Origin of the sequence: Salinimicrobium tongyeongense (assembly GCF_026109735.1) — a bacterium.
Lineage (GTDB): Bacteria > Bacteroidota > Bacteroidia > Flavobacteriales > Flavobacteriaceae > Salinimicrobium > Salinimicrobium tongyeongense.
Genome location: NZ_CP069620.1, coordinates 803428 through 817365, shown reverse-complemented (window position 1 = coordinate 817365; position 13938 = coordinate 803428). Strand labels below are relative to the sequence as shown.

The window sequence follows — 13938 nt, the reverse complement described above, 5'->3', positions numbered from 1 at the left end:
TGTATATTTGCAGCCGCTTTGAGAGGGAGTGACGGAGTAGGGGGAGCAATGGCTGAGCCTAGATGTAGCAAAGGATCAAAGCAAATAAGTTCTCTGAAATTTTTTTGAATTTTATCTTGGATTGTAAAGGAAATTGGTTTTATCTTTGCATCCGCTTTTAGAGGCAACCTTGAGTTGTAAGAAAGTCGAAAAAGTTCTCTAAAAAACATTTTGAAGTTGGGGTAAAAAGGTTGTAAGTTTGCATCCTCTTTTGCGAAAAGTTAACTTCAGGGGTGCTGAAAAAAAATAAAATTTTTTTCTTGCCAGTTTTAAAAAAGCTTGTACATTTGCAGCCGCTTTGAGAGAGAGCGAAAGTTCAGAAAAAATATTGAAAAGGAATCCCGGGTTAGGGTAATAATAGAAAAGGTTCAACTCCTTTTATTTCACAAGACGATCCTTCCAATTATACGGAATGATCCTCCCCTTTCTAAGGGGAGGTGCCGAAAGGCGGAGGGGTCCGAGTTCATTGACATATTGAATTGACAGCGCGTATGTTGTTTTAATTAGCAACAAATGCAAAATAAGAATTAAGACTAGAAGAACGTTTTGAGCTTTGATAGATCATTAATGGTCTTGAAAAAGAGGAATTCCTTTAGTAGTTGTTAAAGTATATAAGATTTAACGATGAAGAGTTTGATCCTGGCTCAGGATGAACGCTAGCGGCAGGCTTAACACATGCAAGTCGAGGGGCAGCACGTCTTCGGATGGTGGCGACCGGCGCACGGGTGCGTAACGCGTATACAATCTACCTTTTACAGGGGCATAGCCCGGGGAAACCCGGATTAATATCCCATAGTATCATTTAGTGGCATCACTTGAATGATTAAAGTTTCGGCGGTAAAAGATGAGTATGCGTTCTATTAGCTAGATGGTAAGGTAACGGCTTACCATGGCTACGATAGATAGGGGTCCTGAGAGGGAGATCCCCCACACTGGTACTGAGACACGGACCAGACTCCTACGGGAGGCAGCAGTGAGGAATATTGGACAATGGGCGAGAGCCTGATCCAGCCATGCCGCGTGCAGGAAGACTGCCCTATGGGTTGTAAACTGCTTTTATACGGGAAGAAACACCTCTTCGTGAAGAGGCTTGACGGTACCGTATGAATAAGGATCGGCTAACTCCGTGCCAGCAGCCGCGGTAATACGGAGGATCCAAGCGTTATCCGGAATCATTGGGTTTAAAGGGTCCGTAGGCGGGTTTGTAAGTCAGTGGTGAAAGTCTGCAGCTCAACTGTAGAACTGCCATTGATACTGCATACCTTGAGTAATTATGAAGTGGTTAGAATATGTAGTGTAGCGGTGAAATGCATAGATATTACATAGAATACCGATTGCGAAGGCAGATCACTAATAATTTACTGACGCTGATGGACGAAAGCGTAGGTAGCGAACAGGATTAGATACCCTGGTAGTCTACGCCGTAAACGATGGTTACTAGCTGTTTGACCTAATTGAGGGTTGAGTGGCTAAGCGAAAGTGATAAGTAACCCACCTGGGGAGTACGTTCGCAAGAATGAAACTCAAAGGAATTGACGGGGGCCCGCACAAGCGGTGGAGCATGTGGTTTAATTCGATGATACGCGAGGAACCTTACCAGGGCTTAAATGTAGCTTGACAGGGGTGGAAACACCTTTTCCTTCGGGCAAGTTACAAGGTGCTGCATGGTTGTCGTCAGCTCGTGCCGTGAGGTGTCAGGTTAAGTCCTATAACGAGCGCAACCCCTGTGGTTAGTTGCCAGCGAGTCATGTCGGGAACTCTAGCCAGACTGCCGGTGCAAACCGTGAGGAAGGTGGGGATGACGTCAAATCATCACGGCCCTTACGTCCTGGGCCACACACGTGCTACAATGGTAAGGACAGAGAGCAGCCACTGGGTGACCAGGAGCGAATCTATAAACCTTATCACAGTTCGGATCGGAGTCTGCAACTCGACTCCGTGAAGCTGGAATCGCTAGTAATCGCATATCAGCCATGATGCGGTGAATACGTTCCCGGGCCTTGTACACACCGCCCGTCAAGCCATGGAAGCTGGGGGTACCTGAAGTCGGTCACCGCAAGGAGCCGCCTAGGGTAAAACTGGTAACTGGGGCTAAGTCGTAACAAGGTAGCCGTACCGGAAGGTGCGGCTGGAACACCTCCTTTCTAGAGTTTTTGCCTCTTATAAGGCAAAACACAATTACGACATAAGGAGCCTTTTTACAAATGAAGTAAAAGACTTCTTTTGGTCTTAATTCACTGTCAATTTAATTTTTTACTGTATAATGTATTTTGTAGAATGTATAATGTAAAGGGATCTTGTAAAGGTCATTTCAATATACAATAGACAGTATACACTATACAATAAAATTGCAGTCTCATAGCTCAGCTGGTTAGAGCGCTACACTGATAATGTAGAGGTCGGCAGTTCGAGTCTGCCTGAGACTACGAATCGCGCAGAGCGCGATAGTTAAGAGTTAAAAGTTCTGAGTTCAGAGTTTTGGCTTGAGGCAAAAAGTTCATTAAAAAGTATTGAAAAGGAAATTCTAGGAGCGAGTTATTGCGGGTTATCAACTCATAACTCACAACTCATCACTCACAACTGGGAAATGGGGGATTAGCTCAGCTGGCTAGAGCGCCTGCCTTGCACGCAGGAGGTCATCGGTTCGACTCCGATATTCTCCACAAGGCAATGCCTTGAGATGAAAATCTTAAGAGTATTGCATGCGAAGTGATAGATAATTTATTGTCTGTCGCGACTCGCGACAACGTTCATTGACATATTGGAAAATAAGAATACGAGAAACATAAAAATTTCTATAGTTGTAAGATTATAGATAGAGCAAATTATATTTTTAAGTTTTGAGGGATTGGGAAGGGAGTTTTATAACTCTGCACTCATAACTCATAACTTGCAAGAGCATATTAGGTAAAAGCACCTAAGCTAAATAAGGGCGTATGGGGAATGCCTAGGCTCTCAGAGGCGATGAAGGACGTGATAAGCTGCGAAAAGCTGCGGGGACTGGCACATACAGGTTGATCCGCAGATATCCGAATGGGGCAACCCAGCATACTGAAGGTATGTTACTCCGCAAGGAGGGCGAACCCGGAGAACTGAAACATCTAAGTACCCGGAGGAGAAGAAAACAATAGTGATTGCGCTAGTAGTGGCGAGCGAACGCGCATTAGCCCAAACCAGTAGGCTTACGGGCCTGCTGGGGTTGTAGGACCACGACATTGGTTGTGTAATGAACTAGAACGCTTTGGAAAGAGCGGCCATAGACGGTGATAGCCCGGTATAGGTAAAGATCATAAACCATAGTGGTATCCTGAGTAGTGCGGGGCACGAGAAACCCTGTATGAATTTGGCGGGACCATCCGCTAAGGCTAAATACTCCTGAGAGACCGATAGTGAACCAGTACCGTGAGGGAAAGGTGAAAAGAACCGTGAATAACGGAGTGAAATAGATCCTGAAACCATACGCTTACAAGCGGTCGGAGCCCTTTTGGGTGACGGCGTGCCTTTTGCATAATGAGCCTACGAGTTAACGTTGCCAGCGAGGTTAAGGGTTTAAGACCTGGAGCCGTAGCGAAAGCGAGTCTGAACAGGGCGCTTTAGTTGGTAGTGTTAGACGCGAAACCGTGTGATCTACCCTTGGGCAGGTTGAAGCTGTGGTAACACATAGTGGAGGACCGAACCCGTTGACGTTGAAAAGTCTTGGGATGACCTGAGGGTAGGGGTGAAAGGCCAATCAAACTCGGAAATAGCTCGTACTCCCCGAAATGCATTTAGGTGCAGCGATTAATTAGTTTTATAGAGGTAGAGCTACTGATTGGATGCGGGGGCTTCACCGCCTACCAATTCCTGACAAACTCCGAATGCTATAAAATGTTGTTAATCAGTGAGGGCATGGGTGCTAAGGTCCATGTCCGAGAGGGAAAGAACCCAGACCATCAGCTAAGGTCCCCAAATGTATGTTAAGTTGAAAAAACGCGGTTGAACTGCTTAGACAGCTAGGATGTTGGCTTGGAAGCAGCCATTCATTTAAAGAGTGCGTAACAGCTCACTAGTCGAGCGGTTCGGCATGGATAATAATCGGGCATAAACATACTACCGAAGCTATGGATTTACAACATAAGTTGTGAGTGGTAGGGGAGCATTGTAACAGCGTAGAAGGTGATCTGCGAGGGTTGCTGGAGCGGTTACAAAAGAAAATGTAGGCATAAGTAACGATAATGCGGGCGAGAAACCCGCACACCGAAAGACTAAGGTTTCCTCAGCTATGCTAATCAGCTGAGGGTTAGTCGGGGCCTAAGGCGAACCCGAAAGGGGTAGTCGATGGACAACCAGTTAATATTCTGGTACCTGCTTTGCGTTAAAAGTGACGGAGGCGAGAATTAGGTGCGCACTGACGGAATAGTGCGTTGAAGGGAGTGGTAACACCCCGATAGTACACCCAAGCTTCGGCGGCGGTGATAATCCTGAATATCGACTTCCAAGAAAAGCGAGCAAAGCAGCCCGTACCGCAAACCGACACAGGTAGTTGGGATGAGAATTCTAAGGTGCTCGAGAGATTCATGGCTAAGGAACTAGGCAAAATTGACCTGTAACTTCGGGAGAAAGGTCGCCCACAGAGATGTGGGCCGCAGTGAAAAGGTCCAGGCGACTGTTTATCAAAAACACAGGACTCTGCTAAATCGAAAGATGACGTATAGGGTCTGACACCTGCCCGGTGCTGGAAGGTTAAGAGGAGATGTTAGCTTTTGCGAAGCATTGAATTGAAGCCCCAGTAAACGGCGGCCGTAACTATAACGGTCCTAAGGTAGCGAAATTCCTTGTCGGGTAAGTTCCGACCTGCACGAATGGTGCAACGATCTGGACACTGTCTCAGCCATGAGCTCGGTGAAATTGTAGTATCGGTGAAGATGCCGATTACCCGCTGTGGGACGAAAAGACCCCGTGAACCTTTACTATAGCTTAGTATTGACTTTGGACAAGTGATGTGTAGGATAGGTGGGAGACGTTGAAGCAGCCTCGCCAGGGGTTGTGGAGTCATTGTTGAAATACCACCCTTTACTTGTTTGAAGCCTAACTTCCATTGGAAGGACAGTGCTTGGTGGGTAGTTTGACTGGGGTGGTCGCCTCCAAAAGAGTAACGGAGGCTTCTAAAGGTTCCCTCAGCACGCTTGGTAACCGTGCGTAGAGTGCAATGGCATAAGGGAGCTTGACTGAGAGACATACAGGTCGATCAGGTACGAAAGTAGAGCATAGTGATCCGGTGGTTCCGCATGGAAGGGCCATCGCTCAAAGGATAAAAGGTACTCCGGGGATAACAGGCTGATCTCCCCCAAGAGCTCACATCGACGGGGGGGTTTGGCACCTCGATGTCGGCTCGTCACATCCTGGGGCTGGAGAAGGTCCCAAGGGTTGGGCTGTTCGCCCATTAAAGTGGCACGCGAGCTGGGTTCAGAACGTCGTGAGACAGTTCGGTCTCTATCTACAGTGGGCGTTAGAAATTTGAGTGGATCTGACTCTAGTACGAGAGGACCGAGTTGGACCAACCTCTGGTGTACCAGTTGTTCCGCCAGGAGCACTGCTGGGTAGCTACGTTGGGAAGGGATAAGCGCTGAAAGCATATAAGCGCGAAACCCACCACAAGATGAGATTTCTTTAAAGGATCGTGGGAGACCACCACGTTGATAGGTCACAGGTGTAAAGGCAGTAATGTCACAGCCGAGTGATACTAATAATCCGTATAGCTTAGTGCACTTTCCGGCTCGCAAGGGCCGGAAAGGAAAACCTAAAGCTTTAAATGACCTTTGCTCAAAAGACATGTTAATCTCAATTTTTATTTTCCAATTATGTCAACTCATTAGGTATGACATCCAGTAAGTAATCAAAAGGCTACTGCCAACTGATCACTGAACACTGCCATACTAACGATTTAAGGTGGTTATAGCAACGGGGCTCACCTCTTCCCATTCCGAACAGAGAAGTTAAGCCCGTTAGCGCAGATGGTACTGCTATCTTGTGGGAGAGTATGTCGCCGCCTTTCTTTAGAAGACCCTTACAGAAATGTAAGGGTCTTTTTTTTTATCTTAATACTTCGTACTGTGCATCTCGTGGGAGCCCTGATACCGGATCAAGAACATTTTTATCTTTGGTATAAACCAAATTTTAGCCTCCCTGTCTTCAAAAATGCTAAAGTTTAACGAACCTTAAATTTTGAATTTTGAATCATTGTCTTCCGGAGAAGAGTCTTGAAATGCATCCGGGAATCACAGCAGAACACGAAATTAAAGGCATTGCAGGTTTAATCCTGTTATAGAGATGATAATGGTAAAAGCTCTACCTCTGTGGAGGATGTTGTTGTAGTAATTGGCGATGAAGTTGGCACACCTAGATGCCATCAAATTCTATAGCAGCTTATTAAAACACAGGTTAAATCAAATTAAATAGAACAAAGAAAACGGGACTTTAGGCCATTGTCTTTTTAGGTTAATGTTTTAAATTCTGGGTCACCTATCCTAAGCTATTAGTGAGATTTTAAATCTGCTATTTCTTATCTGTGCCTAATTTACTTCATAGGAGAGGGTATCGACTTCTGAAAGGCGGAAGTATCCAAAGGGGAAATTTTCGGGATTTGTCTGGTTTATAATGTTGCCTCTCACTATGCTGGGCTGGGTTTGAAAAGGACCGCCGTTGGAGTTACCAGCCTGAGATCGCAAAATAAACATATAGTCGTAAAATCCTTCAGAAATTCCCTGAATTTCAAAAAGTACCAAATCGCCTTCTTCGGCATCTTCATCGCTAAAAAATGCGAATGTCTGGTTGCCGTTTGTAAATTCATCATTATAGATCTGGAGTGAATATTGCTCGTTCAGGTATCTAAAAAAGTAAAAATTCACTGCATCTTCTGGATCTTCATAAAATACCTTAAACTCATACTCATCGCCCGAAAAACCTCCTAGTTCCTGTTCTACGAACAATAGGTCGGGAGTTGTATAGTATTCTTCCGTGGCAGTGTAGACTTCGTTTTCATAGAGCACCTCAAGCTGGTAAGTGATGTTTTCTTCAGGAGTAATGTCATCGTTCTGGTAAATACCTTCGCCTACCTCTTCAAAAAGGTATACCTGCCCTGTTTCCGAAGTAACCTTAACTCTAGCGCCGGTTACCGGTGGTACTTCATTATCAAAATAAGGGGCTGTGGTGGTAAGTTTAACGCTTTGTATGCTGGTTTCCTCTTCATCATTCCACACCAAAGATGCTTCAATGACCAGCCTGGGTTCAGATTCTTCCAACTCAACATCTATCACATCTTCGCATGAGGTGAACATTATAAGCAGCAGTATAAAACTAATCTTTTTCATCTTCAAAATTTAAAATTGTAGGTCACAGAAGGCACAATTCCAAAGAGCGAAAGCCGTACAGCTTCATTCATTGAAGTGTCGTCATTTTCCCTAAAATTAATGGAGAGCGCATTTTTGCGGGCATACACGTTATACAGGCCAAAGTTCCAGGAAGAACTGTAGCTTTTCCCCGGTCTCTTTTTAGGAGTATAAGTAGCCGAAATATCGAGCCGGTGATAGTCTGGTAGCCTGTTGCTGTTTCGGCTGGAATACACCGGGATGGTCATGTTTTCAAAAAGATATTGTCCGGTAGGATAGGTGGTTGGCAAACCGGTTTGATAAATAAAATTGGCGCTAAAATCCCATTTTTGACTCAGTTCATAAGTGGCAGTCAGCGATACGTCATGGGTTTTGTCATAAGCCGTGGCATACCATTCCGAATTGTTTATTCCGGGTTCAGACGGGGTTCTCCCGGGGGTGCGCTGTTCAGACTTTGACAGGGTATAGGCGAGCCAGCCGGTAAATTTTCCCTTATTCTTTTTCAGCAGTAATTCTGCACCATAAGCCCTGGCTTCCCCCGATAAAATCACCTGCTCTATGGCATCGTTGGCAATAAGGTTTGCGCCGTCTATATAATCTAGCCGGTTTCTCAGTTCTTTGTAATAGCCTTCTAGCTCCAGTGAATATTCCTCATTGGCAAAATTGCGGTAATATCCTGCCGCTACCTGGTCCAGAGACTGGGGTTCAATGTATTTGCCACTGGGCGTCCACACATCAAGTGGGGTTGGTGAACTGGTATTGGTAATGAGGTGCAGGTATTGGGTCATCCGGTTGTAGCTCAGCTTTACACTTTGATTTTCGGCAAAAGAATAGGCCAGGGCAAGCCGGGGTTCAAGGTTCCCGAATGAGCGTTCCACTTTTCCTTTATTAGAAGTCTTGACGCTTACGGGATCTGCCTCCTGGTAAATGCCGAATCTCTCATTGTAAACCACAGGTTCTTCAGCATAAAGATTGAGCCCGTCCTGTCCCATTCTCAAAAAGTTGCTGTACCTAAGGCCGTATTCTGCGGAAAGCTTTTTTGTAATTGTATGCTCTACCGATAAATATACCGCCGATTCCAGGGCGTATTTCTTGATAAGTTCTCTCGGAATGATTCCTGAAGCAGGCGAGTTGGGTTCTATTTCCCCCGGATTGAACTCATACCAGGTAGAGTGAATTCCATAATCCAGGCTTAAGCTCCTGTTGAGATAATGGTCAAGGTCGTACTTTAAATTGAAATTTTTAATCCCGCTGTTCCAGTTGAATCCCACAAAATCCAAGGTGAGTCCGTAGTAGTAATCGCTGTAAATTAAAGAGAGGTTGCTAAAAATATTATCCCTTAGCACATGGTTCCACCTCAGGTTAAAAACGGAATTCCCATAAATGTTATTAAAACTGTCGCTTAAATTAAACACGTCTCTTCCAAAGTAGCCGGAGAACAAAATGCTGTTATTCTGATCAAGCCTGAAAGTAAGTTTGGTATTCAGGTCGTAGAAGTAAGCAGAATTCTCATTGTCTGTAAGTTTAAGAAAGAGGTGGGCATAACTGCTTCGGCCCCCTATCAAAAATGAGCTTTTGTCCTTCTCAATTGGCCCCTGCGCCAGCAGCCTGCTTGAAATGAGGCCAATTCCGCCGTTAGCCTCAAATTCACGGCTGTTGCCGTCTTTTTGGTAAATATCAAGTACAGAAGATACCCTGCCGCCATAGTTGGCCGGTATGCCCCCCTTATAGAGCTTCAGGTTTTTTATGGCATCGGGGTTAAATACTGAAAATAGCCCGAAGAGGTGACTGGAGTTATAAATTGTGGCTTCATCAAGCAATATAAGATTTTGATCTGCTGCACCGCCACGCACGTTGAAACCTGAAGAACCCTCGCCGGCATTTGAAACTCCCGGCAGCAAAAGCAGCGATTTTACAATATCTACCTCTCCAAAAACCACCGGTTGTTTCTGAATAGTAGCGATTTCAAGCTTATTCACACTCATTTCCGGTTTTCTGATGTTGAGCCGCTCACTGTCACCGGTGATCACCACCTCTTCCAGGTCTTGCGCCGCCGTACTTAGCTGAAAGTTCAGGTTCATGTCTTTTTGCACATCTATCCTTTGTGAAACCGACTGGTATCCCAGGTAAGACACCTCCATATTATGGCGGCCTGCAGGAACCTTAATGGAGTAAAATCCGTAGTCATTGGTTACGGTTCCCGTTTGTAGTTCAGGAAAAAGGATATTTACCCCTGCCAGCGTCTCGTTATTTTGGGCGTCTTTTACCACGCCATTGATCACAAGGGTTTCCTGTGCCCACAGCGGAATGCAGGAGAGGAGCAAAGAGAAGAAGAGTAATTTTTTCAAGAAAGTATTTTTAAATTGTCATTTTTGACACCTAATCAAACAGCGCTTTCATTACGGTGTTTATTCCCTTAAACATGAGGTAAATGGCTGCGGCCATAGCGATCAATGCGAAAAAAAGAACCGGGAGAAACCAGGGGTTATCTGTGTTTTTAAAGGAACTAAAGAGTACTACAGGCCCCAAAAAGCTTAGAGGTAGTGCGCCGGCGAGAAATTTAAGCCCTTTTAGCAACAGGCTTTTGTTCGTGTGTTTCATATTTCTCAAAGATAATTATTCCTTTACAAAATTTCTTTTGATAAGTCTGTTCCTTTCAAAAGTCTTATTTTCATATATTTAGATCGGTACAGGTATCGGGGATATCCGGGTGTACAAATATTTTTCGGTAATATTAATCCAGAATTAACATATATCAAAACATTTTATGTTTAATTTTGGGTTAAAATATTTAAACAATGGATCAGTTCTCCATAAGTCAGCTTTCCCAGTTTTCAGGAATAAAACCTCATACCATCCGTATTTGGGAGAAGCGCTATAATGCGCTTAAGCCTCACCGATCTGAAGGGAATACGCGCTACTATGACGGCGAGCAGTTGCGAAGGCTACTTAATATAGTTGCTTTACTGCCTACCGGAAATAAAATTTCCAAACTCTGTGCACTTAGTGATGAAGAACTCTACCGGATGAGAATGGAGTATGAAAAAAAAGCCGGGGTAGAGAATGATTATCAGTATTTCATCAACCAGCTTATTGCTGCCGGAATGGACTATGACGAAGCTAATTTTGAAAAGGTCTTTTCTCACTGCCTTTTAAAGTTTGGCCTTGAAAAGATGTATATGGAAATTATTTGCCCCATGTTAGATCGAATTGGCCTTATGTGGTCTGTAGATGATATTCCTCCTTCCCAGGAGCATTTTATTTCCAATCTTTTGCGACAAAAAATGTTTACCGCAATAGATTCCATGCCGGCAACTACAGAAGGGGGAGAACCCTGGTTGCTGTTCTTACCCGAAGATGAATTTCATGAACTTGGGCTTCTGTTTTCCAACTTTTTATTGAGGAGCAGGGGCAGAAACGTGATTTACCTGGGGGCAAATGTGCCTTTGGCTTCAGTAGAGAAATGCCTTAATGATCTCCATATTGAGAACCTGTTACTCTTCATGGTGCGCTGTAATTTACCCGAATATATTGAAGCATACCTAAAGCAGCTTAAGCAGGTGGCAGGGCAAAGAAAGATTTTTGTGGCAGGCAGGGCGACAGATTCCGAAGAAATTTCGACCAGTGAGAACCTGGTGAAAATTGCAAAAGTAGAAGACCTGCAACGTGAACTAAAACAAATCAAAGTAGCCTAAAGATGTCAAAAATAGCAATTATAGGAGCAGGTTTTTCAGGCTTGAGTGCAGCTTCTTATCTGGGGGCAGCAGGGCACGAGGTGCACCTGTTTGAAAAAAATGGCAGTGCAGGCGGAAGGGCCAGGCAGCTAAAAACCTCCAGCGGTTATACTTTCGACATGGGCCCAAGCTGGTACTGGATGCCCGATGTTTTTGAAAAATTCTTTGGCGACTTTGGGTACAAAGTGCAGGATCTTTATAAACTCGACCTTCTAAATCCTTCTTTTGAGGTTGTTTTTCCGCAGAATGAAAAATTGAGCATACCCGAAAATTACAATCAGTTACGGGAGCTTTTTGAGAATATTGAAACCGGAAGTGCCGCCAAACTCGACAAATTCATGGAAGAAGCCCGGTATAAATACGAGCAGGGTATGGAGAGGCTGGTGTATATGCCGGGGATTTCCCTTACAGAATTCGTAGATCTGGACCTTATAAAAGGTGCTATGCGGTTGCAGGTTTTTTCTTCCTTCAGCAAGCATGTGCGCAAATATTTTCAGGACCCCAAACTTATTGCCCTCATGGAATTTCCTGTGTTGTTCCTGGGTGCCATGCCCCAGGATACACCTGCTCTTTACAGCCTTATGAACTATGCCGGGCTCAAATTGGGTACCTGGTACCCGCAGGGTGGCTTTGGAAGTGTGATTGAGGCGATGGTGAAAGTTGCCCGGGCCAAAGGAGTGCAAATTCATTATGATTCGCCCGTAGAGCAGATCATCGCATCAGATAAGACCGTACACGGCCTCAAAGTACACGGAGAAAAAATAGATTTTGATGCTGTGGTCGCAGCTGCCGATTATCATCATGTCGAAGAAAAACTGCTTCAGAAGGAACATCAGAATTACAGCGAAAAATATTGGAAAAAGAAGACTTTTGCCCCTTCCTGTCTTATCTATTACCTCGGAATTTCAGAAAGAATTCCGGAGTTAGAGCACCATACCCTCTTTTTTGATGAAGATCTTTTCGATCATTCCGTAGAGATCTATAAGGAGCCAAAATGGCCGAAAAAGCCTTTGTTCTATGTGTGCTGCCCCTCTCGAACCGATGATAACGTAGCTCCTAAAGGCCATGAAAACCTTTTCCTGCTCATGCCTCTGGCACCGGGTTTAAAAGATGAAGAGTCCACTCGTGAGAAATTTTTTCAGATCATGATCAGGAGGCTGGAAAAGCAAATTGGACGAAAAATTGCCCGAAATATCGATTATAAAGAGAGCTATTGTGTCTCCAATTTTATTGAAGATTACAACTCCTATAAAGGGAACGCTTACGGGCTGGCCAACACCCTGCAACAAACTGCCATTTTAAAGCCCAAGATAAGGAACAAAAAACTCCGTAACCTTTTTTATGCAGGGCAACTTACCGTTCCCGGGCCGGGTGTGCCCCCCTCGCTTATTTCGGGCAAAATTGCGGCAGAACAAGTTATTAAGGAACTAAAAAAGAAGAAGTATGAAGTCACTGTATGATGATCTATCGGTACAGGTGAGCCGCCTCACTACGCGCTCCTACAGTACCAGTTTTTCCCTTGGAATCTATTTTTTGCACAACCGGCTGCGTGACCCTATTTACGCTATCTACGGATTTGTGAGAGTTGCCGATGAGATCGTAGACAGTTTTGAAGGCTTTGACCAGGAATACCTTCTTAAAAAATTTCGTGAAGATACTTATGAAGCTCTCCAGTTTAAGATCTCGACAAACCCTATCCTTAATTCTTTCCAGGAGGTGGTGCATCAGTACGATATAGATACGCAGCTTATAGAAACTTTTTTACAGAGCATGGAAATGGATCTTCAAAAAGTGGATTATACCGATGAAAAATACCAGCAGTATATTTTAGGATCGGCCGAGGTGGTGGGGCTTATGTGCCTTCATGTCTTTACAGACGGCGATAAAGAGATGTTTGCACAGCTTAAACCTTATGCGATGAAACTTGGTGCCGCCTTTCAAAAAGTGAACTTTTTACGCGACCTTAAAGACGATTATCACGTACTGGGCAGAACTTACTTTCCGGGTGTTGATATGGAGAACTTCTCGGTGGAAGCTAAAAAACAAATCGAACAGGAAATTGAAGAAGACTTCAGAATTGCGCTTGAAGGTATTAAAATGCTGCCGGCTTCATCAAAAGGCGGTGTTTATCTCGCTTATGTCTATTACCAATCTTTGTTCAAAAAGATCAAAAGACTGCCGGCAAAACGGGTACTTTCAGGCAGGATAAGAATAAACAATGGGAGAAAGGTTGGTTTGATGATCAATAGTTTGTTGGAATGTAAAATGAGAATGGTTTGAGAAATATTATGATGATCTTACTGCTGGTAACCGGCGGAATCTTTGCGCAGGAAAAAGAGCTTTCAGAAGCGAGAAGCCAGTACAGCCGGGCGGTAGAAAGTGAAGCGGCGGCAAAGAGACTTTTGAAGATTTCAGAAGCAAATGCTTTTACGAATCCTGTGATGATGGGCTACAAAGCTGCCGGGCACATGATGATGGCCAAGCATGTGGGCAACCCTTTTAAGAAGATGTCACATTTTAATAAAGGCAAGGAAATCCTGGGTTCTGCTATTGCAGCCGATAAAGATAACCTCGAACTCCGGTTTCTGAGGTTTGCCGTTCAGGCCGAAGCCCCGGGTTTTCTGGGCTACAGAGATAATCTCGAGGAAGACAAACGCCTGTTGCTTAACGGGGTAGGCAAGATCAAAGATGCGGTGCTTCAAAAAATGATCATCAATTACCTCAAAACTTCAAAAGGCCTCACTTCCGCAGAAAAAGAAAAATTGGATTAGCCGGTTGAAATTCAGTAAATTGGACTA

At 44.5% G+C, this 13938-nt stretch carries 7 protein-coding genes, 2 tRNA genes and 3 rRNA genes; 9 read left to right on the top strand and 3 right to left on the bottom strand.

Annotated features, from left to right (window positions below; translation table 11 throughout):
• The first annotated feature begins 660 nt into the window (after positions 1 to 660).
• From JRG66_RS03550 to rrf, 5 genes are all read left to right on the top strand, one after another.
• Positions 661 to 2183 (top strand): 16S ribosomal RNA (locus JRG66_RS03550).
• A gap of 208 nt (positions 2184 to 2391) precedes the next feature.
• Positions 2392 to 2465, top strand: a tRNA-Ile gene (locus JRG66_RS03545).
• Positions 2466 to 2628: 163 nt separating this feature from the next.
• Positions 2629 to 2702: transfer RNA gene (locus tag JRG66_RS03540), tRNA-Ala, on the top strand.
• Positions 2703 to 2955: 253 nt separating this feature from the next.
• A 23S ribosomal RNA gene (locus JRG66_RS03535) occupies positions 2956 to 5785 on the top strand.
• 178 nt (positions 5786 to 5963) lie between these two features.
• Positions 5964 to 6073, top strand: a 5S ribosomal RNA gene (gene rrf / locus JRG66_RS03530).
• The 16S, 23S and 5S rRNA genes sit together here with 2 tRNA genes alongside, the layout of an rRNA operon.
• Before the next feature lie 517 nt (positions 6074 to 6590).
• Here the strand turns inward: rrf and JRG66_RS03525 are convergent.
• The 3 genes from JRG66_RS03525 to JRG66_RS03515 are packed head-to-tail and all read right to left on the bottom strand — an operon-like array spanning position 6591 to position 10007.
• On the bottom strand, positions 6591 to 7388 hold the full coding sequence (locus JRG66_RS03525) for a DUF4249 domain-containing protein (RefSeq protein ID WP_265164368.1): 798 nt from the start codon (positions 7386 to 7388) through the stop codon (positions 6591 to 6593).
• A gap of 2 nt (positions 7389 to 7390) precedes the next feature.
• Positions 7391 to 9754 (bottom strand): TonB-dependent receptor, encoded by a 2364-nt coding sequence (locus JRG66_RS03520; RefSeq protein ID WP_265164367.1) that lies wholly within the window; start codon positions 9752 to 9754, stop codon positions 7391 to 7393.
• A 31-nt stretch (positions 9755 to 9785) separates the two neighbouring features.
• Complete coding sequence (locus tag JRG66_RS03515) at positions 9786 to 10007, bottom strand: DUF6095 family protein (protein ID WP_265164366.1); 222 nt, start codon at positions 10005 to 10007, stop codon at positions 9786 to 9788.
• A 197-nt stretch (positions 10008 to 10204) separates the two neighbouring features.
• Between JRG66_RS03515 and JRG66_RS03510 the strand changes: the two genes are divergently transcribed.
• Genes JRG66_RS03510 through JRG66_RS03495 form a run of 4 tightly spaced genes read left to right on the top strand, consistent with a single transcriptional unit; the run spans position 10205 to position 13911 of the window.
• Positions 10205 to 11101, top strand: coding sequence for a MerR family transcriptional regulator (locus JRG66_RS03510; RefSeq protein ID WP_265164365.1), 897 nt, complete (start codon positions 10205 to 10207; stop codon positions 11099 to 11101).
• A 2-nt stretch (positions 11102 to 11103) separates the two neighbouring features.
• Positions 11104 to 12600: a bifunctional phytoene desaturase/3,4-desaturase gene (crtID, locus tag JRG66_RS03505; protein WP_265164364.1), complete on the top strand. Its 1497-nt coding sequence runs from the start codon at positions 11104 to 11106 to the stop codon at positions 12598 to 12600.
• Entirely contained in the window at positions 12584 to 13420 is an 837-nt protein-coding gene (locus JRG66_RS03500; protein ID WP_265164363.1) for a phytoene/squalene synthase family protein, read from the top strand. The genes crtID and JRG66_RS03500 overlap by 17 nt, the downstream gene beginning before the upstream one ends.
• On the top strand, positions 13417 to 13911 hold the full coding sequence (locus JRG66_RS03495) for a hypothetical protein (RefSeq protein WP_265164362.1): 495 nt from the start codon (positions 13417 to 13419) through the stop codon (positions 13909 to 13911). Before JRG66_RS03500 ends, JRG66_RS03495 begins: the two co-directional genes overlap by 4 nt.
• The last annotated feature ends 27 nt before the right edge of the window (positions 13912 to 13938 follow it).